This is a genomic window from Paenibacillus oralis (assembly GCF_003863965.1).
Classification (GTDB): Bacteria; Bacillota; Bacilli; order Paenibacillales; family Paenibacillaceae; genus Fontibacillus; species Fontibacillus oralis.
In genome coordinates, this window is sequence record NZ_RRCN01000001.1 from 5,159,086 (window position 1) to 5,182,316 (window position 23,231).

General features: G+C 48.0%; 21 protein-coding genes and 2 pseudogenes. 18 read left to right on the forward strand and 5 right to left on the reverse strand.

Going from position 1 to position 23,231, the window contains the following annotated elements:
* Positions 1–9: 9 nt before the first annotated feature.
* From EHV15_RS23030 to EHV15_RS23060, 7 genes are all read left to right on the forward strand, one after another.
* Positions 10–1,230: a glycosyltransferase gene (locus tag EHV15_RS23030; protein ID WP_128633280.1), complete on the forward strand. Its 1,221-nt coding sequence runs from the start codon at positions 10–12 to the stop codon at positions 1,228–1,230.
* 20 nt (positions 1,231–1,250) lie between these two features.
* Entirely contained in the window at positions 1,251–3,353 is a 2,103-nt protein-coding gene (locus EHV15_RS23035) for a peptidase domain-containing ABC transporter (protein ID WP_128633281.1), read from the forward strand.
* A 14-nt stretch (positions 3,354–3,367) separates the two neighbouring features.
* The gene (locus tag EHV15_RS23040) at positions 3,368–3,784 is read left to right on the forward strand and encodes a thioredoxin family protein (RefSeq protein WP_128633282.1); all 417 of its coding nucleotides are present in this window, start codon (positions 3,368–3,370) and stop codon (positions 3,782–3,784) included.
* A gap of 5 nt (positions 3,785–3,789) precedes the next feature.
* Positions 3,790–4,287 carry a thioredoxin family protein gene (locus EHV15_RS23045; RefSeq protein ID WP_128633283.1) on the forward strand — a complete coding sequence of 166 codons (498 nt, stop codon included), beginning with the start codon at positions 3,790–3,792 and terminating at the stop codon, positions 4,285–4,287.
* A 546-nt stretch (positions 4,288–4,833) separates the two neighbouring features.
* A complete protein-coding gene (nagE, locus tag EHV15_RS23050; protein ID WP_128633284.1) occupies positions 4,834–6,318 on the forward strand; it encodes an N-acetylglucosamine-specific PTS transporter subunit IIBC in 1,485 nt (494 codons plus the stop codon).
* 427 nt (positions 6,319–6,745) lie between these two features.
* Positions 6,746–7,609: a sensor histidine kinase gene (locus EHV15_RS23055; protein WP_128633285.1), complete on the forward strand. Its 864-nt coding sequence runs from the start codon at positions 6,746–6,748 to the stop codon at positions 7,607–7,609.
* The gene (locus EHV15_RS23060) at positions 7,581–8,228 is read left to right on the forward strand and encodes a response regulator (protein WP_128633286.1); all 648 of its coding nucleotides are present in this window, start codon (positions 7,581–7,583) and stop codon (positions 8,226–8,228) included. The genes EHV15_RS23055 and EHV15_RS23060 overlap by 29 nt, the downstream gene beginning before the upstream one ends.
* 13 nt (positions 8,229–8,241) lie before the next feature.
* On the opposite strand, the gene EHV15_RS23065 is transcribed toward EHV15_RS23060, so the two are convergent.
* The 5 genes and pseudogenes from EHV15_RS23065 to EHV15_RS38410 all read right to left on the reverse strand — a co-directional run.
* On the reverse strand, positions 8,242–8,541 hold the full coding sequence (locus tag EHV15_RS23065) for a metal-sulfur cluster assembly factor (protein ID WP_128633287.1): 300 nt from the start codon (positions 8,539–8,541) through the stop codon (positions 8,242–8,244).
* A 52-nt stretch (positions 8,542–8,593) separates the two neighbouring features.
* The gene (locus EHV15_RS23070; RefSeq protein ID WP_128633288.1) at positions 8,594–9,835 is read right to left on the reverse strand and encodes a hypothetical protein; all 1,242 of its coding nucleotides are present in this window, start codon (positions 9,833–9,835) and stop codon (positions 8,594–8,596) included.
* Positions 9,836–9,849: 14 nt separating this feature from the next.
* Positions 9,850–10,449 (reverse strand): DUF2249 domain-containing protein, encoded by a 600-nt coding sequence (locus EHV15_RS23075; protein WP_128633289.1) that lies wholly within the window; start codon positions 10,447–10,449, stop codon positions 9,850–9,852.
* A 90-nt stretch (positions 10,450–10,539) separates the two neighbouring features.
* The gene (locus EHV15_RS23080) at positions 10,540–11,526 is read right to left on the reverse strand and encodes a multicopper oxidase domain-containing protein (RefSeq protein WP_128633290.1); all 987 of its coding nucleotides are present in this window, start codon (positions 11,524–11,526) and stop codon (positions 10,540–10,542) included.
* A 264-nt stretch (positions 11,527–11,790) separates the two neighbouring features.
* A pseudogene (locus tag EHV15_RS38410) lies at positions 11,791–11,943 on the reverse strand (IS4 family transposase); the annotation flags it as partial.
* A gap of 266 nt (positions 11,944–12,209) precedes the next feature.
* On the opposite strand from EHV15_RS38410, the gene EHV15_RS23085 reads away from it, so the two are divergent.
* The 11 genes and pseudogenes from EHV15_RS23085 (at position 12,210) to EHV15_RS23135 (ending at position 23,204) form a co-directional block, all read left to right on the forward strand.
* On the forward strand, positions 12,210–13,112 hold the full coding sequence (locus tag EHV15_RS23085) for a transposase (RefSeq protein WP_128633291.1): 903 nt from the start codon (positions 12,210–12,212) through the stop codon (positions 13,110–13,112).
* A gap of 566 nt (positions 13,113–13,678) precedes the next feature.
* Positions 13,679–14,305 carry an FMN-dependent NADH-azoreductase gene (locus EHV15_RS23090; protein ID WP_128633292.1) on the forward strand — a complete coding sequence of 209 codons (627 nt, stop codon included), beginning with the start codon at positions 13,679–13,681 and terminating at the stop codon, positions 14,303–14,305.
* 143 nt (positions 14,306–14,448) lie between these two features.
* Positions 14,449–15,162, forward strand: a complete 714-nt coding sequence (locus EHV15_RS23095) for an MgtC/SapB family protein (RefSeq protein ID WP_246061744.1) — start codon at positions 14,449–14,451, stop codon at positions 15,160–15,162.
* A 105-nt stretch (positions 15,163–15,267) separates the two neighbouring features.
* Positions 15,268–17,094 (forward strand): ABC transporter ATP-binding protein, encoded by a 1,827-nt coding sequence (locus tag EHV15_RS23100; RefSeq protein ID WP_128633293.1) that lies wholly within the window; start codon positions 15,268–15,270, stop codon positions 17,092–17,094.
* A gap of 15 nt (positions 17,095–17,109) precedes the next feature.
* Complete coding sequence (locus EHV15_RS23105) at positions 17,110–17,790, forward strand: response regulator transcription factor (protein WP_128633294.1); 681 nt, start codon at positions 17,110–17,112, stop codon at positions 17,788–17,790.
* Positions 17,787–18,857, forward strand: a complete 1,071-nt coding sequence (locus tag EHV15_RS23110; RefSeq protein ID WP_246061745.1) for a sensor histidine kinase — start codon at positions 17,787–17,789, stop codon at positions 18,855–18,857. The genes EHV15_RS23105 and EHV15_RS23110 overlap by 4 nt, the downstream gene beginning before the upstream one ends.
* A 96-nt stretch (positions 18,858–18,953) precedes the next feature.
* Positions 18,954–19,664 carry a response regulator transcription factor gene (locus tag EHV15_RS23115; protein WP_128633295.1) on the forward strand — a complete coding sequence of 237 codons (711 nt, stop codon included), beginning with the start codon at positions 18,954–18,956 and terminating at the stop codon, positions 19,662–19,664.
* A complete protein-coding gene (locus tag EHV15_RS23120) occupies positions 19,654–20,775 on the forward strand; it encodes a sensor histidine kinase (RefSeq protein ID WP_128633296.1) in 1,122 nt (373 codons plus the stop codon). The genes EHV15_RS23115 and EHV15_RS23120 overlap by 11 nt, the downstream gene beginning before the upstream one ends.
* A 129-nt stretch (positions 20,776–20,904) precedes the next feature.
* Positions 20,905–21,396: an RNA polymerase sigma factor gene (locus EHV15_RS23125; protein ID WP_128633297.1), complete on the forward strand. Its 492-nt coding sequence runs from the start codon at positions 20,905–20,907 to the stop codon at positions 21,394–21,396.
* A gap of 327 nt (positions 21,397–21,723) precedes the next feature.
* A pseudogene (locus EHV15_RS23130) lies at positions 21,724–21,966 on the forward strand (aldo/keto reductase); the annotation flags it as partial.
* A 14-nt stretch (positions 21,967–21,980) separates the two neighbouring features.
* A complete protein-coding gene (locus EHV15_RS23135; RefSeq protein WP_128633299.1) occupies positions 21,981–23,204 on the forward strand; it encodes an MFS transporter in 1,224 nt (407 codons plus the stop codon).
* The last annotated feature ends 27 nt before the right edge of the window (positions 23,205–23,231 follow it).

Below are 23,231 nucleotides of genomic sequence, written 5' to 3' on the forward strand. Positions count from 1 at the left end.
AGTATCGTTATGACAAATAAAATATCAGAACATATTAAACTATGTTCTGAAGGTCTAAGGGAAAAAGTCGAAAAAATAAAAGAATTTATAACTGAGGATATAGGTATTTCTATTATTGTTTTAAGCAAGAATGAAGAAAGATGTATAAAAAGGTGTGTAGACGCAATAATGGCAGATATATGCTCTGACGATGAAGTAATTGTTATTGATACTGGTTCAAATGATAAAACATTAGAGATAATTAGAAACCGAGAGTATTTTAGAAAAATTAGAATTTTAGAGAAAAAATGGGGCGGAAGTTTTTCTGAAATAAGAAACTTTGGAATATCAATCTCCAAAAAAGAGTGGATATTTTTTGTTGATGCAGACGAGACTATAGAGAAAGGATCAATATCTAATTTAAAAAGAAATCTAAAGGAAATAAATATGTTATATATCGATGTCGTTTGTTGTCCTGCCATTGTAAATATCGAGGGAAAGCATGTAATTCAAACAGCCAGAAGGATTATTCCCAATAATGGTAAAATTGAGTATTTTGGAAAAATTCATGAAGAACCTAAATATATCGAAAATAAAAGACCATGCGAATTTATAGCATTTGACAATGTTATTTTACATCATGATGGTTATATGAAATCTGTTATCTTAGAAAAAAATAAACAACAAAGAAACATAACCTTACTTAAGTCAATTATAGAAGAGGAGCCTGATAATCCTAGATGGTTCTATTTATACAGTAGAGATGGAAAAGGATTTATTGATAATGAATCTTACAAAGAAAATTTGCTTAAAACAATAGAATTTAGTAAGGATTTAGAGGAATTCAAAGAGTATAAAGTCAGAGCTTTAAGTGATTTAATTGAGTATTACCTTAGTCAAGGAATGCTAGAAAAGGCAAACCAAACTTTAAAAAATTTAAAATCTCTTGAAATAAATGTATCAGATGTTTTATTTTGGGAAATTACTATAAATTTAATTGTCATGCAATGTAATTATAAGAAATTTATTGAAAAAATTATAGAATATAAAAAAGAACATACAGCTGTAGAATATGGAAGCTTAAATTCGAATGGATTTCATTTAGATTATTTATTATCGAGACTATTTTTTAATATAAGAGAATATGAAAAATCATTTAGTATTTTTAATAAACTTGAAAAGGTAGGATTTGGTGATTACAAGAAGGATTATTATAGCCTACAAGAAAGTTTAAAAAAATATTTAGGATAATATTAGGATAGGTGTATACCATGAATAAGATGCGCTTTACTAGACAATTAGAAGAATATGATTGTGGACCAGCTGCGGTATCGATGATATTAAAAACTATTTATGAGGTTAATATCACATTATCACAATTGAAATTAATATGTTCGACAACTAAAAATGGTACTAGTTTTTTAGGGATAAAACAGGGATTAGAATCTTTAGGTATTGAATCAACAGTAGCAAAATGTATCTATTCAAAAGAAGTCTTTCAAGAGATTACCTATCCCTGTATAACACAGATTAAAGGAAAAGAAAATCATTTTGTTACTATTTTCAAAGTTACAAAAAGAAAACTCTATATCGGTGATCCATCTAAGTCAAAAGTCATTGCTCTTTCAATTGGCAAATTTATGAAACAATGGGTTCCTATAGTATTAGAAATAAAGGAATTAATTGATCCAAGGAAATTAGAACATATCTCAGAGAAGCCACAGAAAATTGTTATTAACTCTTTATTAAAAGTCAAAAGATATATTGTTATTTCATGGATACTTTCAGTACTTGCGTATGTTATTTCTATTTATTTAGCAAGAATGTTTTCAATTTATTTTGATTTAATTATACCAAATAAGTTTGTCGGTATAATAGGAAATGTGAGTATTGTATACTTAAGTGTAACAATTCTACAATTCATTATAAAAGCAATTAATGCAAAAATAACGATTAAAACAAATAATTTTATGGATAAATATCTAATAGAAAATCTAGCAAAAAAATATTTTAAACAAGATTTTAATTTTCTAGAACAATTAAATAGCGGTGAGCTTATAAGTCGCTTTAATAATATAAGTGATATAAGAAACAGATATGTGTTCTTGATTCAAACTTTACCGTTGGAATTATTTACTATATTAGTTACTATATTCCTTTTAATGAAAACCAATGTTTTTTTAACTTTATTGGCAGTAATTCCTATTGTTGTTTTTTTTCTTTTCTATTATTACTCTAAAGAGCACTATGCAAGTTTGAGTTTTAATTTATACGAAAAAGAAGAAGAATTAAACACTAAATTGATTGAGATAGTTAATAATATAGAAAGTATAAAAAATTATAATATTACAAAGGACATAAAAAAACAACTTATAAGTAAAGTTGAACAATTTCTCTTTACTAAAGAAAAGTTTATTTCTTTTGATAATTACCAAAAGCTGGGCAAAAACATGGTTGTAAATCTATTTAATATATGTTTATTTTCACTTGGATCATATCTTGTTATTAATGATAATTTAGCTTCTGGATTATTACTGATGTTTAATACATTAGCTTTTAATATGTTTAACCCATTTATTAATTTAGCTAATTTACAAGCATCTTTGGAACAAGGTAAAGTAGCTACTTTGCGTTATTCAGATATTACGTGCTCTAGGACTTGTTTAGACGAAAATAAAGATAATTTATTAGAAACAATTCAATCAATAGAACTTAAAAATGTCTCATTTTCATACAGTACCAACTCGCCGATTATAGATAAAATTAATTTAAAAATAAATGTTGGTGAAAAAATTGCTATTGTAGGAAATAGTGGTTCTGGTAAATCAACATTAGCAAAAATTATAGCAAATTACTACGATCCTAAACAAGGTGAAATTTTTATTAATAGCAAAAATACAAAAGATATGACAAAAGAATCAGTGAGAAAAAAAATAGTATATGCCCCTGCAAATCCTCAGATATTTAATGATACTCTACTAAATAATATTACTTTAAAAAATAAAAGTGTACATTTGAATAAAATTGAAGAAATTTCCAAAATGATTGGATTTGATACTGTTGTAAATTCTCTGCCTAATAAGTATGATACAGTCATTGGCTCTAAGGGAGTGCAGCTATCTACTGGTCAGCAACAATTATTAAATGTTGTTCGGTATACTTTATTTGCTCCAGAAATTCTAATTCTTGATGAAATAACAAATGGATTAGATTTAGAGAGGAAAGATAAAGTTATTGATTATCTTTTAGATAAGAAGACTACCATTATATTTATCACTCATGATATTAGTTTGTCTTCTAGGTGCACAAAAAAATATGTATTAGATAATGGAAGTTTAAAAGAAATTTACGAAAATTATAGCATCCAATATTAAGAAAAGGTGAAAAAATGAAAAAAATTATTATTTTTTGTACATCAACAATAATAATATTATTAATAGCTTTTTATTCCACAAGTCATTTATTAAATAGTGAATCAGCTCTATACAAGGATGTATCTTCTACTAAAGTAGAAAAGATGATTCAAGAAAATGACACGTTCATTGCGTATTTTTATCAAAAAAGCTGCCCCTCTTGTAAACAAATTAAACCTATCTTAAATGACTATATTAGACAGTCTGGAAAAGATATATTCGCTGTGGATATAAACAATGATGACAATAAAAATTTATTAATACAAGATTTCGGGATCCAAGGCACACCTACGGTTATTTTATATGAATCGGGGGAAGAAAAATTTAGATTCATCTCAGCTTTCAGCAAAGAAGAGTTTGAAGAAAAAATGAACTTTATTTTTGAGGAGTAAATATCATGAAAATAAATAATAAAAATATTGTTTTAGGAATTCTTTTAGGTTTATGTATAGTACTAGTTTTTGTTTCTACCAAGCAGTATAGTCAAAATAAAGATTTAGAAAAAAAACTACAAGATAGTAAAGTAGAAACACCAGAAATTTACCACTATTTGAACTCACTAACCATTCCTAATTTTGAAAAGAAGGTATCAGACAAAGAAGACTTTATAGCATATGTTGGAAGGCCGAATTGTGGTGATTGTCAATTGTTTGAACCGCAATTTATCACGCTAATAAATGATTATGATACAGATAATATGTGGTATATAAATGTCAAGAAACTCCGAGAAGATAATCTGGAAAAATGGGCTGTTTTTAAGGAACAATATGGTTTCACTCAAACACCAGCTATTATTCATTTTTCTAACGGCTCTATACAAGATATGATAGAATGGCAGGATAATAAAGGATTACCTCTATCTAACTTAAAGAAATGGTTAATTAAAAATCTTTAATAAGATAATCAAAGAATATCCGTACAATTACTGTTGGTGTAAGATAAGACTTCCTTAAGCAAATTTTTTCTAATTTAGCTATTGACGTTTTCGGAACCTTGATTTAATATAGTCACATAACTACATACTTGGATAATAATGGTGTGTTACCATTACTCTGATGGGCATGAGCCAAGAAAAGTCGACCTATTCAATTTAGGTTCTTTTCTTGGCTCTTTTTGTTTACTTTAGGAGTAGAGCGGAGCAGTAGGTGCTCTAATATGAAATCGCTCATCGGCCATTATGTAAACGATATCAAGAAAATGATGACGTTGGGAGGGAGCCGGGCAAGAATAGTTCTTGTGCTAGGCCGGTCAAGTGCTGATTGAATTCGATACCGCCAAGATGCAAGCAGCGGCTATCCGACGATCACACCGATTATTGTAACAAACGCTGAGTGATCGAGAGCTTGGAGGGACTCAGCGGAGCAATTACAGCAGGCCAAGAAGTCATTTTAAAAGTGGTTATGAAGGCTTAATATCACTATTTTGAAAGGATGGTTGTTCAATGCTAGCTTTTCTTCAGAAAATCGGGAAGTCGTTGATGCTTCCGGTAGCAACGTTACCAGCAGCAGCAATCTTGAATCGCTTCGGCAACATTGACTACATCAAGGAATTTCATTTTGGGGAGAATGTAGGGGGGGTCTTTAATACTTATATTGCCCCGTTTTTGAATGCGGGCGGTGGTACAATATTTGATAACCTCCCGCTGATTTTTGCAGTCGGTGTTGCAATCGGATTAGCTGAAGATGCTGTAGCCGCTTTGTCAGCAGTCATTGGGCAATTAATCTTACTTAAGTTGCTCGCCATTGTACCAGGAATATTCCCAGGCTTGATGCAAACAGGAGCAGATACTAAATTGGACATGGGTGTTCTCGGCGGTATCATTGTAGGTTGCATTTCAGCATACTTGTATAAAAAATACCATAAGATCAAGCTTCCAGATTGGCTCGGCTTCTTTGGTGGCAAACGTTTCGTACCTATGGTTACAGCTTTTACAATGATTTTCGTTGGTTTAATTTGTGCTTTGATTTGGGGGCCGGTTCAAAGTGTTCTGGATACATTTGGCAACTGGGTTACGAGTCTCGGCGGAGTAGGGTCCGCAATTCATATTGTTGCTAACCGTCTCCTCGTACCGTTTGGACTGCATCATATTATCAACACCATTGTATGGTTCCAAATCGGTGATTTTACCAACGCTGCAGGCAATGTCATTCATGGCGACTTGTACCGCTTCTTCGCTGGAGACAAATCAGCAGGTATGTTTATGACGGGGTTCTTCCCGGTTATGATGTTCGGTCTTCCAGCAGCAGCATTTGCTATTATTCACACAGCTAAACCAGAAAAACGTAAAATGGTTGCGTCTATCTTTTTGGGTGCAGCTCTTTCCTCTTTCTTGACAGGTATTACAGAACCATTAGAATTCGCTTTTATGTTCGTTGCGCCTGTGCTTTATGGTGTCCATGTCGTCTTGTCTGGTATCTCAGCATTTGTAACTTATACGCTAGGTATGAAACTCGGTTTCGGATTCTCAGCTGGTTTTATCGACTATGCGATCAATTATGGACTCTCTACGAAACCGCTGTTGCTGATTCCTGTAGGGCTTGTTTTCTTCGTTGTTTACTATTTGCTGTTCCGCGTGATCATTCAAGTGTTCAACCTTAAAACACCCGGACGTTCGGATGATCCTAACGAATTCGAAATGGAAACGGGAGCAGGAGGAAGCGCGGATAGCACCGGTAAAACCCCGGCGGGAACGGACAGCAGAGCCGCGAAAATACTCGCGCAAATCGGCGGGCCGGACAATATCGTGTCCGTGGATGCGTGCATTACCCGCCTTCGACTCGTCGTCAAGGACGAAAAAATAGTCAACGATGCCGGATTGAAACAGCTTGGGGCATCGGGGGTCATAAGACTTGGCAAAGGCGCGGTCCAGGCCGTATTCGGGCCGCAATCCGAAACGATCAAGGACGAGATCAAGAAAATGCTGTAGGGCAACGTACGTTTCAAGCAGCAGGGCGGAGGTGAGAGTCCGTCCTGCTGTTTTTAGATATAGGAAACTATAAGTTTCCGATCCTCCGCTGATAGGAAGGGGAAGAGGAATCTGGAGGCTAAGGGACACCAGAGCCGTTATCTGCGGAAAAACGGAGGTTAGCAAAATGTAACGGACACAGATGACCTTATCTACCTCAAATCGGCCCGGATGAACTGATTTTTAGCCAAATAGAGTCATGTGTGTCCGTTAGGCTGGGAAATACCCGGGAAATGGGCGGATAAGGTCGCTGGTGTCCGTTAGAGCAGCGTCCACAGATTGGAAAGAGCCGATGTTCTCGGTGCTTCGTTTTTTTCGCCAAAGCTTGCCAGCAAACGGCAGGTAAAGTATGCTCGGTGGAGAAAGAGATCGATAGTGGAGGCTCGGTATGTCATATAAAATCACGAAATGGATGATTTTGATCGTTCCGACGCTTGTCGTCGGTTTATGGGAGTATGTGCGCCACCAATTTTTGATGCCGTATCTTTCTATGGAACTGGGGAATATCCTTACGCCCTTCATCTTGTTTGGGGTCTGCGTGCCGCTGTTGCACCGCTGGTTCTCCTACCTGGAACAGATGCAGGAGGAACTGCAGCGGGAGCGGGCGCTCAAAGCGCGCCTGGAGCAGCGGGAACAGCTGGCCCGGGAGCTGCACGACGGGATTGCCCAGTCTTTGTTCCTGTTGTCGGTGAAGGTCGACCGGGCCGAACGGCAGCAGGCGGAGGCCGGACAGGCTTATGATTGGCATGAGCTGCGCAAGACGATCCACGAGGTGAACCGCTATGTGAGGGAGGCGATTTCCGATTTGCGCATTCCCCCGGATTCCCGGGTGTCCGCAAGCGGGATCGCCGATTTTCCGGGGTTGATCCGGCAGATGGCGGAGGAGCGGAAGCTGGCGCTGCGTCTGGACTGGGAGTTAAATGAAGAAATGTGGCCTCCCAAAGCGCGGATGGAGCTGCTAGCATGCATCCGGGAGGCGATCGTTAACGCGGGCAAACATGGAGGGGTTCAGGAAGTTTATGTAACCGGGACGGGGGATGCCCAGCGGTTTCGAGTGTCCGTCATGGATGAAGGAACGGGTTTTCAAGCGGATAAACTGCAAAGCAAAGGAAGGTACGGCCTGCAAATTATCCGCGAACGGGCGGAAGCCATGGGATGGATGCTGCTGGTGACGTCCCGGCCGGGTAAAACGACGGTAAAAATAGCGGGAGGAGAAGGTTCGAATGAAGGTACGCGTACTGGTCGTCGATGATCATCCGCATGCGCGGGAGGCGATCGGCGAAATTTTGGCGGAGGATGACGGGTTTGAAGTGATCGGCTATGCCGAAAACGGGGATCAGGCGATTGAGCTGACCGAGCTGTGGATGCCGGACCTGATCCTGATGGATATTCACATGCCCGGCAAGGACGGGCTCGAAACGACGCGGGAAAACAAGCTTCGCTACCCGTATGTCAAGATCGTCCTGATTACCGTTTCGGATGATGCCGCGCATCTGTTTGAGGCGCTTAAGCAGGGGGCGCAAGGCTATTTGCTCAAAAACTTGGAGCCCGGGACCTGGCTGGAATATTTACGGGCGATCGCCAGCGACGAAGCCCCGCTTTCCAGAGAACTGGCGCTTCGGATATTGCAGGAGTTTCCGCTCGCGAAAAAAAACGCAGCCGGAGAACCCCCGCTCACCGCGCGGGAGCGCGAGATTCTCGACTGGGTCGCCAAAGGTATGACCAATCGGGAAATTGCCGCGGTTTTGCACATTTCCGATCAGACGGTGAAAAATCATCTGAAAAATATTTTGCATAAGCTTCATTTGGAAAACCGCGTCCAGTTAACACGATACGCAATGGAGCAAGGCTGGATCGATGCCGGGGAATAAGGACTCCCTCCGCTCAAAAGTATCCGAGCTGTTCTTTGGCCGCTTCCGACATCTGCGCAGGCGACCATCTGGGCTCCCAGACGAGATCCACTTGCGGTGAATCGACGCCTAACTGCTCTTTCAGGACCCAAAGGACCCCGCCGACGATGGTGTCGTGCATCGGGCACCCCGGCGTTGTCAGCGTCATTTGGATATATACCCGTTCGTCGTCAGCCTGAATGTCGTAAACAAGACCCAGATCGACGATATTGACCCCCAGTTCGGGATCGTACACTTCCCGCAGCGATTCGCGGATTTGCTCAACTCTGTTCATGACAACATCCTCCTCAGTTTTAAAAATGGTTATCATTTCGGCAAAAATGGAATTAACGGGCGAACACCATGGCGATCAGCGCAATATAGGCGATGGAGAGAAGCGAATAGGCGCCGCCTCCGATCGCAATAACGGCGGGTGAATTCAGCGCCAAGCCGGCCAGGACGGACAAGCTCGCGCATAAAATAGCGGTCAAACTTAAATTCACCTGCGGTTCGTTCAACAGGTCGGCCAACACCGGTGTTCCCGGTTTGCCTGCCTGTTTGCCGTATTTATACGTCCACCACAGGAAAGGAACGATTTTGGAAACATAACATAACACCGTAAACGAAACCCAGCCGCTCAGGTAAATCCAGCCGGCCGTGAGCACGGTGCGGGTATCAAGCAAATGCCCGGGCGACCATAACGCCCTCAGCGCAAACGCGACCGCAAACGCGGCGAAAATCTGATTGCCCAAAACGGACCATTCGATGCCGGGGCCCGGGCTGCGTTTATGCCGTTTCCGGCGGATTTGCAGCACGTGCGCATTATACACGACGACGGCGAGTGCAATGAGGAGCAGGGCCGCCACTTTCAGCCCCATGCCGGAGCCGAACAGGAAGGAGCTGGCGCCGACGAGCACGCCGGCGTTCCACAAGCTCAGCACGGTCTTCTGCAGCTTGACCGGATAATCGTGGGCCAAATAAAACATCGGCAGCAGCTTGTAGCTGAATCCGGTAATCAGCAGTCCAAACCACCCCAGCGTTCCCAACCAGATGTGGGCGCCGAACAACCGGGCATGCAGTTCATTCCAAAGGCCGGTGGCAAAGTTGAGTCCCATCGCCATCCCCGATAAACCCGTAAGCAGCAAATAAAATATCGCACAGCCCGTGCTGATCGTAATCGGGTCCCACTTTCCCGCGCGGAATAGCGTAGCCGCCATATTCCAAACGAACAGAACAATTCCCGTAAAAGCCAACGTAGCGAACCCGGCAATCCAATAGATGTTGCCTTGGATAAAACCGAACAGCAGGCCAAACAGACCTACGGTAAAAGTACAGTAATGGATATATCCCAGCCGTTCGCTGTACAGATCGGATTGCAATATGACATGGATCAACTGGTAGACGGCACCCATCGCCAGCATCGTCGCCCACCCGAGCACAAACAGATGTACTTGAAACCAGCCGGCCGGGCTGCGGATGCCTTCGCCCAGCCAGCCGGACAAAGACATGAGCGAAGTGGCGTGGAACAGGATGAAGCCGAAGAACCCCGTTACGATGAACAGGAAGGGCAGGCGGGACATGGCCGGCATTGCAGCTCACCTCCTTAAGGTTTGCGGATTTTCACTTTGGCCGAGCCGTCGGGTTGTTCCTCGATGGTATAGGAGCAGCCCATGCCGTTCAGTTCCTCGATCAGAAACACCGGCACTCGGTCGTTATGGATGTGCACCTCGTCCCCGGAACTGCAGCGCCCGAGCGCGGCCAGCGTTCTGACCATCGGCTGCGGCGGCTCGAGGCCGCGATTGTCCAGTTCAATCGTTTTCGGCGTTTGCCCGGCGGCTGGCGGTTCTTCAGCTCGTGCCGTCTTCCCCTCGGATAACGGACCGGAAGTTGCGGGCTCGCCTCCGCGTTCGTTTGAGTTCTTCTCTTCGGTGACGGGAACAGGCTCCTCCAGCCAGGATTTGTTTGACTTGTGGACGAAAGTGGTGACCCAATGTTCCGGTCCCTGCTCCACGGCTTTGCCGACAAGTCCTTTCATTTTTAGGAATCCGAGCAGCGGCGTCGGTTTGAAGGTAGCGTGCAGCACGAATATATCGTTATTCCCCAGCGTTCTCACGGTATCCATAATGATCTGGAACGGCTCGGTTTTTTTTCGCAAGTACGGGCGGACATCCAGTTCCACCACTTTGGCTTCATTTCGGTTCATTGCGCTTTCACCTCGTTATCATTGCATCGCCGGCTCGAAGCCGGAAAACGGATGCTTGTTTTTGTATCATTGCAATGGAGAAAGGGCCGCTTAATGGCTCATCGCCGGCTCCCCGTTATCCAGGCCGTCGCTGGTGACGCGGAGAACGGCAACCGCTCCTTTGGCGGCATCGTTTAATTGATGGGTCAAAATCGGATAATCACCCTCTTCGGTGACGGTGAATTCGACGACGGCTCCGCCGCTGGCCGGAAGCAGGACCGACTGCAGCCCGTACAGCACGTTTTGCGGGTTGCCGTCAAGGTAAACCCGGTCCAGCGTCGTTCCTACGACGTGGAAGGAGGAGACGTGATTCGGACCCGCATTGCTCACGTACAGGCGCACCTTGTCGCCGGCTTTGGCGAGCAGCGGGTGTTCCTTGAGGGAGTAATCGTCGCCGTTAAACACGACATACTCGGCGTCCCCGTCCCGAATGGCGTCCAAGTCGTTCTGCTTGTACCATTCGCTCTGAACGATCGTGTACTCCCGGTCGATGTCCGGGTCGCTCGGATACCCGGCCTTCGGCTCGACGATGATCATCCCGTACATACCGTTGGCGACATGCAGCAAAAGCGGGCTGGTACCGCAATGGTACATGAAAACGCCGGGGGTGTTCGCCGGGTAGGTGAAGGTGCCTTGTTCATTGGGCATGACGTCGACAAACTTTTGGCTGGGCGCGGCATGCACGGCATGAAAATCCATCGAGTGCGGCATGTTCGGGTCCATATTTTTTAAGGTAAATTCAAGCATATCGCCTTCCTTAACGCGCAGCACGGGGCCGGGTGCCGTCCCGTTAAACGTCCAGGCGTTGTAAACCACGCCCTTGGAAATTTCCACATCCGTCACCTGGGCGGTCATTTCGATGCGCACGGTCCGGCCTTCCCGCTGGATCACCGGGTTCACGGGGGGCTGGCTGAGCTTTGTATCCTGCACGGACACGGCTTCCGAGTCGCGAGGCTGTTCCGCGGGGAAGGCATACCAGGCCGCCAGAACCATAATGAGGCAGGAGGGGATTAAAAAGCACCATTTGGGTATGTTCATGTCGGTTCACCTTTCCATGCGGCCACTCATCATCAAGATAGCACGGGATCCGCTAACTCAAGCGTACGACCTTCGGTAAAGGTGGATTGTGATATAAATCACTTTATATTTGGCGATGTGATTGCATTGCATAATACAGTTGACGTAAAGCATACTAATCCAGGCCAATGAAGGCCCGGCTTTATATAGTCTTGATTTAGCTGGGTAAAGCAGCAATCCATTGCCGGAGTTGACGTTGAATCAGAGGCGGACAGTATCCTCCCCAAATCGCGCAAGCAGCTCGACCGCTTTGCTGCGATTCCGCTCAAACATGGAAGCATGGAAGCGTCAACGATGAAGGGGCGTCACGTTCCGCCAGGTCAGCGCATCTACCTTTTGCACCATAGCCGTTTCGAGCAGTGTCTCAAATCGACACCAGGTGAGGGGCTGTCTAAAGTGTTCGTGTCTCGGTGTCTCGGTGTCTTTGTGTCCCTGCCTGCAGCCTTTGCACGATTATCCCTTTCGTTAAGGAAGCAGGGGGTGGGGGCTAGAGCGAGGGTTCAAAAAAAGTGAGAAGAAAAAGAGATGGGGAAAAAATGAGGCGGTTCAGTTGAGATTTTCGGCTTGATAAGGGAACGTATGTTTGGTATAATGAAATAAATAGAACGTGTGTTCGTAAATTCTTGATTCGGGGGCGAGTGAACATGGAGGTCAATACGGGAACGGAACTTCAATCATTCAGCAGCCGTTATAACAGCGAGCAGGCCTGCATGGAGGCGGTGATCGCGATGAAATGGCCGAACGGCTTTGTCTGCCCGCGCTGCGCTCACACCCGGTGCAGTCGTCTGACTTCCCGGCATATCCTCTTGTTCGAGTGCGGAAAGTGCAAGCATCAAACCTCGGCTTTGGTCGGCACGATTTTTGAAGGAACGCATCTGCCCCTGCTCAAGTGGTTCAATGCGCTGGAGTTGTTCTTGCTTGAGGACGGCATCTCGGCGATGCGGCTGAGCAAGGTGATCCGGGTTACCTACAAAACCGCCTGGTTGATGCTGCATAAAATACGCCATGCCGCCCTAGAGTTCGATGCCCAGGAGCTGCTCTGCGGAGACGTGAAGGTGAACAGCGATTTGTATGGGCGTAATCCGTCCCGGCTTCAGTTTTCGCATCCGTATGCCTCGGCGGTCGTAGCGGGATGCACAGTCACGGAGTCGGGCGAGCCGGAGCAGGTCAAAATCCGCCTGGTGCCGCATAAGAGAGGAGACGGGAAAAGGGCAAACCGTCTCGAACTCGCCGCGTTCATCAACGGGCATGTGGATGTCCGTACATCGGCGGTAGAGTCGTTTCCTCTAGCCTATCGGCTGTATGCGCCCTTGCGAAAAGTGGTGAGAGAGGCGTGGGAATCGCTGAAGAGTACGTATGTAGCTTTAGGACTGAAGCATCTGCAGGCGTACCTGAACGAGTACACCGTACGCCGCTCGTTGCGCCGGCCCGGAGCGGAAGAAACGATGCGGCAGAAATTGCTGCGCATGTGTGTGGCGATTCCGGCGATCCCTTACCGCCGGCTGATCGCGCGCCAACCGAACCAGCCCCTTGCGGCTGCGGCCTGATCGACACGCTGTAACGGCGGGGTGGGGGTTTGACGCAGATCAACTTAATGGGTAGGGGGTAGCATGAACGGTCCGGGCGTTGCTGCAGATGGAGGGGTTCAAGCTACAGCAAAATCACGGTCTTTTCGTTTCCCTCGCGTCTTGTCCTTGATATCCTGTCTTGATCTCTTGTCCGGTCTGTTTCACCTCCCCTAAACCTGATTCCTTCTCCTAAGCCCGTCTAAATTATCTCGAACCTATCTGCTTCTCCACCAAATATTTTCTTCTCCCGAGCTTGTCTGTTTCTCTGCTGTCCTGATCAAACGGGATAATCGTGCAAAGCGTCCGACAGTGAGTGTTGATCTGCAGCCCAACAACCCACCGGTCTTCCCTGTCCTCAAGCATTCAACGCCCTTTCGCGTTTCTTGCCACGATCGGTTTTCGGCTTGACTGGTGAGCAAGGATTATAAGGTTGAGCCAGAGTTGACAAAGTTTTAGTTAGCCGTTATTATAATCAATAGTTACGACTTAATATTAAGTTGCTATTAAATAGTAAGTGATAAACAAAAATAGTGGAGGGAAAACTGATGTCCAAAGTTTTATTTGTTAAAGCGAATAACCGTCCGGCGGATCAATCCGCTACGGTTAAGCTGTATGAGAGTTTCTTGAAAACGTACAAGGAAACGCATCCGGAAGATGCGGTTACCGAACTCAACCTGTTTGATGCCGATCTTCCTTACTATGATTTGGACATGCTGAACGGGCTGTTCAAGGTGAGCAAAGGTATCGAGGCGACGCAGGATGAGCAAAAAGCGGCCGACCTGGCCAACACTTATCTCGATCAATTTTTGGGCGCTGACAAAGTCGTCTTTGCTTTCCCGCTCTGGAACTTCACGATTCCGGCCCAACTGCTGACTTACTTGTTCTATCTGAACCAAGCCGGCAAAACGTTCAAATATACCGAACAAGGACCTGTCGGCCTGTTGGACGACAAGAAAATCGCATTGCTGCAGGCCCGCGGCGGCGTTTACTCGGAAGGTCCGATGGCAGGCCTTGAAATGTCGTTGAATTATGTGAAAAATACGCTGGCTTTCTGGGGCATCAACAACCCGGAAGTTGTTGTTGTGGAAGGCCACAACCAATTCCCGGACCGTGCCGAAGCAATCATTCAGGACGGCGTAAAACGCGCGGCCGATCTTGCCGCCAAATTCTAATTTTTTTAAAATTTCAGTTAAAAAAAAGCTGCCTTCCCGGATCTATGATCTGTGGGGCGGCTTTTTTGTTTTAAGAACAATTGCAAGGAGCTACCGAATCCAATTATACTCACTTTATATGACTAAAGGAGATGCAGTGCAACATGATGATGGAATGGGAAATGGCCTTTAAACTATGCATGGCTTTATTGTTCGGGCTGTTTATCGGCATCGACCGGCAATTGAAGCAAAAACCGCTCGGCATCAAGACCAGCATGGTGATTTGCATCGCCAGTTGCCTGGTCACGATCGTATCGATCGAATCGTTTGCGAAATTCGCCACGCCGGAGCATCCGAACATGGACCCGATGCGGCTGGCCGCGCAGATCGTAAGCGGCATCGGTTTCCTGGGCGCGGGCGCGATTTTGCGCCGGAGCAACGAGGGGATATCGGGTTTAACCTCGGCGGCGATGATTTGGGCCGCTTCCGGCATTGGGATTGCGATCGGAATCGGTTTTTATCTTGAAGCGGCGCTTACGACCGTGCTCCTGATTATTTCGGTAAACTTTATTCCCTACCTGATCAAATGGGTCGGGCCATACAAGCTAAGCCAGCGCGACGTTTCGATCAAAGTCGTCATGGACGATCCGGGCAACGTCACGGAACTGATCCGCATTATCGAGCGGAAGGACGAAAAGAACCGGAGGGCCAGGGTAAATAGCCATCGCATTCGCCGTCTGAAAATCAAAGACCTGGAGGATGGGAGACAGCGGATCGACATGGTCATAACCGCGTCGGAGAAAGAATATACGACGGAGATTTACCATTTCCTGCGGACGATCGAGCATGTGCACAGCGTGGAAGTGGAAAATTTATAGTTCGGCCGATTCGTTTATATTGAGTTTAAAAAACAATTATATTCTTTTCCTGAGCTTAAATAAAAGCTTATCCGGTACGGGACTTAAGGAAAGGAAGAGAACAATATGCGCGAGAGAGAAACTTTATACAATGAACCTAATAGGCAGGTTACCAAAAAAAGGGGCGGCCTGCGGGCGTTCTTACGGCTGATCCGCGAAACGAAACCGAACAAGGCGCTGCTGGCCGGAGCGCTTTTGCTGAGCATCGCCTCAACGGTCGTGAGCCTGGTTATACCGATGTTTACGAAAAATCTGGTCGACGGCTTTTCGCTGTCGTCAATCAGTACGCAGCAGATCGTGATGATCGCCGCGGCGTTTATCGGCATGTCGATCGCCGCGGGGCTGTCGATCTATCTGCTCAATTACGCCGGGCAAAAAATGGTGGCCAGCCTGCGCGACCGGTTGTGGAAAAAATTGCTCCGGCTGCCGGTGTCCTATTACGATAACAACCGCACCGGAGAATCGGTGAGCCGCCTGACGAACGACACGGGCATTATCAAATCGCTGATTTCCGAGCATGTGACCGGCTTTTTCAGCGGCATCATTTCGATCATCGGGGCGGTCGCGGTGTTATTTTACCTCAACTGGAAAATGACGCTGCTCATGTTTGTCGTCATTCCGATTGCGGCGCTTATTATGGTGCCGCTCGGACGAATGATGTATAAAATTTCGCTGGGCATGCAGGACGAGACCGCTTCTTTCACAGCGGTTCTGAGCCAGGTGCTGTCGGAAATCCGGCTGGTCAAAGCGTCCAATGCCGAACGCAAGGAATATGAGAACGGCTTCGCCGCCATCGGCAAACTGATGTCCTTCGGCATCCGGGAAGGCAAGGTGATGGCTTGGATCAGCCCGTTCACTTCCTTTGTAATGATGATGCTGCTGGTCGTGGTGATCGGTTACGGGGGCATGCAAGTGTCGAGCGGCGGGATGACGGCCGGCGAGCTGGTTGCGTTTATCCTTTATCTGATTCAGACGGTTATGCCGATGACGCAGTTGACGACGTTTTTCACGCAATTACAGAAGGCGATGGGGGCCACCGAAAGAATGCTGGAAACGCTGGACGCGGAGGAGGAACCGTTTGCTTCGGGCAAGGAAGTGGCGGACGCGAACCAGCCGCTGGCGGTCGAAGGTTTGACTTTCGGGTACAAGCCGGACGAGCCGGTGCTTGAGGGCGTTAGCTTTACGATGAAGCCCGGCACGGTGACGGCGGTCGTCGGGCCGAGCGGAGGCGGTAAAACGACGCTGTTTGCTCTGCTGGAGCGGTTTTACATCCCGCAGGAAGGAACGATCAGGCTGGGTGATGACCCGATTGACGTATTTACGCTCCGTTCCTGGCGGGGGCTGATTGGGTACGTATCCCAGGAAAGTCCGATTATTGCCGGAACGATTCGGGAAAATTTATGTTATGGCATCGAACGCGAGGTTGGTGAAGACGAACTGAAGCGGGCGGCGGAAATGGCTTATGCCGACGGCTTTATCGCCGAATTGCCGGACGGCTTCGACACCGATGTCGGCGAACGCGGCGTGAAGCTGTCCGGCGGACAGCGGCAGCGGATTGCGATTGCCCGGGCGCTTCTGCGGGACCCGAAAATTCTTATGCTGGACGAAGCGACTTCCAGTTTGGACAGCCGCTCGGAAATCGTGGTGCAAAAGGCGCTGAACAATTTGATGCAGGGCCGCACCACCATCGTTATCGCGCACCGGCTGTCCACCGTCGTCGGCGCCGATCAACTGATTTTTATCGAGAAAGGGAAAGTAACGGGGCGGGGGACGCACGAAGAACTGCTGCGGCATCACGCCATGTACCGGGAGTTCGCCACCCAGCAGCTGCAGCTGCCGGAAGCCGGGGAACGCGAAGATGAAGCCGGCGAACGCGCAGAGGCGATATCGTAAAGGGGTAAAAAGGCTATGGCAAAAATACTTGTGGTGGACGATGATCAGCACATCCGTGAGCTGGTAAAGGTTTTTCTGGAGGAAGCGGGAATCGAGCAGGTGCTTGAAGCGGAGGACGGACGCGAGGCGCTCACCCTGGTGGAAGCGGAAAAAGTCGATATGGTCATTTTGGATATTATGATGCCGAATATGGATGGCTGGGAACTGTGCCGCGAGCTGCGGCGGGATTATGACATGCCGCTCTTGATGCTGACGGCCAAAGGCGAAACCAAACAGGTGGTGAAAGGCTTCGAACTGGGCACGGACGATTATTTAGTCAAACCGTTTGAGCCGGCGGAGCTGGCCGCCCGGGTCAAAGCACTGCTCAAGCGTTATCATGTGACGATGTCCCAGGTCGTTGCGATCGGCGAACTGAAAATCAACCGCAAGACGTTTGAAGTTTTCGCTCAGAACGAAAATTTTACGCTTCCGCTGAAGGAATTCGAGCTCCTGTTTAAGCTCGGCAGCCACGTGGGGCGAACGTTGACGCGGGAGCAGCTGATCGAAGATATATGGGGATACGATTTCGAGGGGAACGAACGGACGATCGACGTGCACATCAACCGTCTGCGCGAACGTTTCCCCGAGGAGCAGTTTGGCTTCAAAATCCGCACGATCCGCGGCCTGGGCTACCGTCTGGAGGCGGGGGAACGTTGACCTGGTTGAAGAAAGTATGGAGAATACTGGTAGAAATTTTTAAATCGCTGCTGGTGCTTGCCGGGATCGGCTTAACATGGATGGCCGCTTCTTTGGCCACCTCCGCTATCTACCGCTACTGGAAGCCTCCTTTTTCGGATTATGTGATCGATTTGCTGAACGCGATCCTGGGAGTTATTTTGTTTATCCTCATTGTCTTGCTGATCAGTTTTTTGTTCCGTCCTCACCAAATGAGGATGCTGAATTCGATCATCGCGGCGATCCGGCGTATCGCCAAAGGGGATTTCTCCGTTAGGCTGGAAGGATTTGATAAATTAAGAGAATTCGAATCGATCGTACACAGCATCAATGAGATGGCCAGCGAGCTGGGACGGATGGAAACGATGCGCCAGGATTTTATCTCCAACGTTTCGCATGAAATCCAGTCGCCGCTTACTTCGATCCAGGGATTCGCCAGGGCTTTGCGGAAACCGGGGCTGCCGCCGGAAAAACGGGACCATTACCTGGAGATTATCGAGGCGGAGAGCCGCAGGCTGTCGCAGATGAGCGACAATCTGCTGAAATTGTCTTCGCTTGAGGCGGAGCGTGCCACTTTTCAGGCCAACCGGTTTCGGCTCGACCGCCAGCTTAAGACCGTCGTTTTGGCTTGCGAACCGCAATGGCTGGACAAAGACATTCAGATCAATCTGGATCTGGAGCCTGTCGAGGTGGAGGCGGTCGAGGATTTGCTCGCTCAAGTGTGGTTGAACCTGCTGCACAACAGCATCAAATTTACGCCGCACGGCGGGGAGATTACCTTGACGCTTTCGCGTGGGGAAAAGCATGCCGAAGTCGGGATCGCCGACAGCGGGATCGGCATCGACAAACAGGATCTGGTCCACATCTTCGAGCGGTTTTATAAAGCCGATAAATCGCGGACGCGCAGTGCAGGCGGCAGCGGACTGGGCTTGTCGATCGTGAAGAAAATCGTCGAAATTCACCAAGGGAACGTATCCGTGGCGTCCGAACCGGGTCAAGGGACGAAGTTTAATATCGCCGTCCCGTATGATTGGAAACTAAATTCCTGATTGATGACAATCTTTTATTTGTAAACGGGTGGTATGAACATGGTATTATGGTACTGATGTGTCATTTCAGTTTTCAAATAAAGGATGAAAAAATCTATGAATAAACAAATTTTAATCGTCGACGACGATGATAAAATTGCCAAGCTGATTGAAATTTATCTTGTAAACGAAGGTTATGATGTCGTGAAAGCGGGGGACGGGCTGCAGGCGCTGGAGATGATGGAGCGCGAGGCGATCGATCTGGTCATTCTCGATGTCATGATGCCGGGCCTCGACGGGATTTCCGTCTGCCTGAAGATCCGCGAGACGCGCACGACGCCGATTCTGATGCTGAGCGCCAAAGACGGCGATATGGACAAAATCACGGGCCTGATGACCGGAGCGGACGATTATATGGTCAAACCGTTTAATCCGCTCGAGCTGATTGCCCGGGTGAAATCGCTGCTGCGCAGATCCTCGTACGCCGCTCAGGCGCAATCGTCCGTGCAGGCGCAGGCGCCGCAGGATCATATCATCAGGATCGCTTCGCTGCAGATCGACAAGGAGACGCATACGGCTGCGGTGGACGGGAATCCGCTGAAGCTGACGCCGATCGAATTCGGAATCTTATATTTACTTGCCAGCCATCCCGGCCGGGTGTTCGGTTCGGATGAAATTTTCGAACTCATTTGGAAAGATAAATTTTTGGAGAGCAGCAATTCCGTAACGGTGCATATCAGCCGCCTGCGCGACAAGCTGGAGAAAGAGATGGACGGAGAGAAGCTGATCCGTACCGTGTGGGGGGTCGGCTACAAAATTGAAGGCTAGCCTGCGCTTTTTGACCTGGCTGTTTTGGACGACGGTCGCTTCGCTTATTTCGCTGCTGCTGCTTATTTTGCTGGCCAGATTGTTTTACGTATTGTATCCGGAGATGTCGGTTAATACCTTTATCGTTTGGATCAATCGGAACATCGGCTTTCCGCTGGCTTATTATTTGGCGGGAGTGCCGATTTTGCTCTTGTTCGCGCTTTATTTCTATCGCCGCAGTGTCCGGCGCCACGAGAAAAAATACCTGGAGCTGCTAATAGAGGAAGTGCACAAGATCGAGGAAGGCTCCGTCCGGAAAATACCGGTGGAAAACGTGGGCCAGTTGGGCCAGCTTGCCACCGACATCAACCGCATGGTCGACCGGCTCCGCACGTCAATGGAGGAGGAACGCCGGGCGGAACAAACGAAAAACGAGTTGATCACCAACGTATCGCATGATTTGCGAACCCCGTTAACTTCCATTACCGGATACCTCGGCTTGATCGATCAGGACCGTTACCGCGATGAAGTTGAGCTGCGCTATTATGTCAACATGGCGTATGAGGAGTCGCTGCGGCTAAAGCAGCTGCTCCAGGACTTGTTTGAGTTTACGCGGCTGCAGAACAAGGAGATGAAGCTGCAGAAAACACGGATTAATTTGGCGGAAATGCTGGATCAAATTATCGCCCATTTCGGCTGGCAGCTGCAGGAGAGCGGCATGGAATGCCGGTTGTATTTGCAGGGGCGGCATCTTTACGTCCATGCGGACGGGGACAAGCTGAGAAGGGTGTATGAGAACCTGATCACAAATGCGATCCGCTACGGACAAGACGGAAAATATATCGATATCCGCAGCTGGGTGGAAGGGGAGGAGGCCGTAACCGAAGTGGCCAACTACGGGGACCCGATTCCCGAATCCGATTTGCCGCATCTGTTCGACCGTTTCTATCGGGTGGAAAAATCCCGGGCGTCGCACACCGGCGGGTCGGGGATCGGCCTGGCCATCGCCAAGCACATCGTCGATCTCCACCAGGGGACCATAGCGGCGGACAGCAACGAATACCGCACGGTATTTACCGTACGGTTGCCGCAGAATTCCGAAACGTTTAAGAAAAATGAAGAAATTTCTTAAGGAAAACTTAACAATTTCTTAGACGGGACGCAAACTCTAACCTTCATAATGAACCATGGAACCAAGCAAGCGCCGACACGAAACGGGGCGCTGCCGAAATTTCAATGGATAGAAATGAGGGGAAAAGATATGAAAACCCGATCTATGGATCTTCTTTACCGCGAATATAAAAACGACGTTTACCGCTATTTATACAGTATGTGCCGGAATCATCACACGGCGGAGGATTTGATGCAGGAGACGTTCTGCCGGGCGCTCAAGCATTTGGACGGAGCGGAAGGGCGCAAGGCCAAAGCGTGGCTGCTGCGGGTGGCCCATAACGCTTACATCGACAAGCTGCGCAAAGAAAGCCGGTCCTCGTCTTATGAAAATGAATTTTTCTACGCCTACGCAAGCGATGACACGCCGGAACAACGCGTGCTCGGAAAGGAGAGCCGAAAGGAATTGTACGCCCTGCTTTCCGTGCTGGCGCCCAACCAGCAGCATGCGGTGCTGCTGTACGACATACACGGCTTCTCTTATCAGGAATCCGCCGATCTGATGGGGATTTCGCTGTCCCACTTCAAAATTTTACTGTACCGGGCCAGACAAAAGCTGCGCGGCGCCGGCAAAACGGCGTAACTGTATAACCGCGTAAATATGTGCTGTAACTGTGGGGCCGCCGGGTCTTCTGCCGGGCGGCATTTTCGCGTTTGATGCGGCGCATCGGTATTTTTCAATGAAGAAAAGGGATGGTTGTCATCGTGCTTATTTAGGCGAAATTGCCCGATTACTGCCGATAAAATGGGAAATAGGCCGGCGGTCAAGCGCCGGTTTTTGATTTGTGAAGAAAACGATTGGAATTCCCGGGAGGGTCCGCCATAATAAGAGTTACGGAAAATAAGACCATCTCAAGAATTAAAGGAGGAATGATCGATGCCCAATCATTTGCAGGATACCGTTAAATTGAACAATGATCATGAGATTTTAAAGGAGATCGCGGCAAAATACGGCAAAACGACGGCGCAGGTCATTTTGCGCTGGGATCTCCAGGTCGGCGTCGTGACGATTCCGAAATCCGTACGCGCGGAGCGGATCGCCGAAAACGCTGATATATTTGATTTTACGTTAAGCGAAGAGGACATTCGGGCGATCGACAGGTTAAATCAAAACAAGCGGTTCGGGGCGGACCCGGACAATTTCGATTTCTAGGGGATTAGCGGACGATGAATCGGACAGCTGCCATGAAACCCGCCTCCCCCGCTTTAACGGTCTACCCGATTTTGTTCGCCATCAGTATCGTCCATATGCTGAACGATACGATGCAATCGGCCATTCCGGCCTTGTTTCCGGTTCTGCGCGATTCGCTTATGTTGTCTTACGGCCAAATTGGCTGGATTTCCTTCGCGATGAATATGACGGCCTCGGTGCTTCAGCCGGTGGTTGGATTGTATTCGGATGTCCGGCCGCGCCCGTATATTTTGCCGCTTGGCGTATGCTTTACCCTGGCGGGGATCGTCATGCTGGCTTTTGCCCCCAGCTACGGCCTGATTTTGCTGGCCGTCACGTCCATCGGCATCGGCTCGTCGGTGTTTCACCCGGAATCGTCGCGCGTAGCCTATTTGGCGGCCGGACCCCGAAGAGGTTTGGCCCAGTCGATTTTCCAGGTCGGCGGGAATATCGGCGCATCCCTGGGGCCGATTATGTCCGCGCTTATTTTTATCCCGCTTGGTCAGGCGAGCGTCGCGTGGTTCGCGCTGGCTGCCGTGGCGGCGATCGTCATTCAGTTTTTCGTCGCGAGATGGTACGGTGCCCAGGATCTGCAGCCGCGCCGTAACCGGCAGACAGCCGCTAAGACCGAGGCTGTGCGCAATGCCAATCTTAGCCGGGGGAAAGTGGTACTGGCCGTTGCCATACTGGTGCTGCTGCTGTTTTCCAAAAACGTTTATTCTATCAGCATTTCCACGTTTTATTCGTTTTTTCTGATGGACCATTACGGCGTAACCAAAGAAGCGGCGCAGTGGTATATTTTCGCCTTTTTGGCGGCGTCCGCGGTCGGTACGTTTTTTGGCGGGCCGCTCGCGGATCGTTACGGGCGACGTAATGTCATTTGGGTGTCAATCCTTGGTGCTGCTCCGTTCGCCCTGTTGCTGCCCTATGCCAACCTGTTCTGGTCCGGCGTGCTTGTCGTGATTGCGGGACTGATCATGTCCTCCGCCTTTTCGATCATCGTCGTGTACGCCCAGGAACTGCTGCCGGGAAAAGTAGGGCTCGTGTCCGGTCTATTTTTCGGCTTGTCCTTTGGCCTTGGCGGGCTTGGCTCGGCGGTACTCGGCAATTTCGCCGATCAGACCGGCATCCTGTTTATTATGCAGCTGTGCTCGCTGCTGCCGCTGATCGGCCTGCTGACGGTGCTGCTGCCCAAGGATAAAACGCTGCAAGGGGCGTGAAACCATGATCATACATTATCCAAAATA

Coding starts and splice junctions, on each gene's coding strand:
- EHV15_RS23105 (WP_128633294.1), top strand. CDS start 17,110: ATGGCAAAAATACTTGTGGTGGACGATGATCAGCACATCCGTGAGCTG.
- EHV15_RS23035 (WP_128633281.1), top strand. CDS start 1,251: ATGAATAAGATGCGCTTTACTAGACAATTAGAAGAATATGATTGTGGA.
- nagE (WP_128633284.1), top strand. CDS start 4,834: ATGCTAGCTTTTCTTCAGAAAATCGGGAAGTCGTTGATGCTTCCGGTA.
- EHV15_RS23040 (WP_128633282.1), top strand. CDS start 3,368: ATGAAAAAAATTATTATTTTTTGTACATCAACAATAATAATATTATTA.
- EHV15_RS23070 (WP_128633288.1), bottom strand. CDS start 9,835: ATGCCGGCCATGTCCCGCCTGCCCTTCCTGTTCATCGTAACGGGGTTC.
- EHV15_RS23135 (WP_128633299.1), top strand. CDS start 21,981: ATGAATCGGACAGCTGCCATGAAACCCGCCTCCCCCGCTTTAACGGTC.
- EHV15_RS23090 (WP_128633292.1), top strand. CDS start 13,679: ATGTCCAAAGTTTTATTTGTTAAAGCGAATAACCGTCCGGCGGATCAA.
- EHV15_RS23095 (WP_246061744.1), top strand. CDS start 14,449: ATGATGATGGAATGGGAAATGGCCTTTAAACTATGCATGGCTTTATTG.
- EHV15_RS23030 (WP_128633280.1), top strand. CDS start 10: ATGACAAATAAAATATCAGAACATATTAAACTATGTTCTGAAGGTCTA.
- EHV15_RS23060 (WP_128633286.1), top strand. CDS start 7,581: ATGAAGGTACGCGTACTGGTCGTCGATGATCATCCGCATGCGCGGGAG.
- EHV15_RS23055 (WP_128633285.1), top strand. CDS start 6,746: ATGTCATATAAAATCACGAAATGGATGATTTTGATCGTTCCGACGCTT.
- EHV15_RS23085 (WP_128633291.1), top strand. CDS start 12,210: ATGGAGGTCAATACGGGAACGGAACTTCAATCATTCAGCAGCCGTTAT.
- EHV15_RS23125 (WP_128633297.1), top strand. CDS start 20,905: ATGAAAACCCGATCTATGGATCTTCTTTACCGCGAATATAAAAACGAC.
- EHV15_RS23065 (WP_128633287.1), bottom strand. CDS start 8,541: ATGAACAGAGTTGAGCAAATCCGCGAATCGCTGCGGGAAGTGTACGAT.
- EHV15_RS23080 (WP_128633290.1), bottom strand. CDS start 11,526: ATGAACATACCCAAATGGTGCTTTTTAATCCCCTCCTGCCTCATTATG.
- EHV15_RS23075 (WP_128633289.1), bottom strand. CDS start 10,449: ATGAACCGAAATGAAGCCAAAGTGGTGGAACTGGATGTCCGCCCGTAC.
- EHV15_RS23115 (WP_128633295.1), top strand. CDS start 18,954: ATGAATAAACAAATTTTAATCGTCGACGACGATGATAAAATTGCCAAG.
- EHV15_RS23100 (WP_128633293.1), top strand. CDS start 15,268: ATGCGCGAGAGAGAAACTTTATACAATGAACCTAATAGGCAGGTTACC.
- EHV15_RS23045 (WP_128633283.1), top strand. CDS start 3,790: ATGAAAATAAATAATAAAAATATTGTTTTAGGAATTCTTTTAGGTTTA.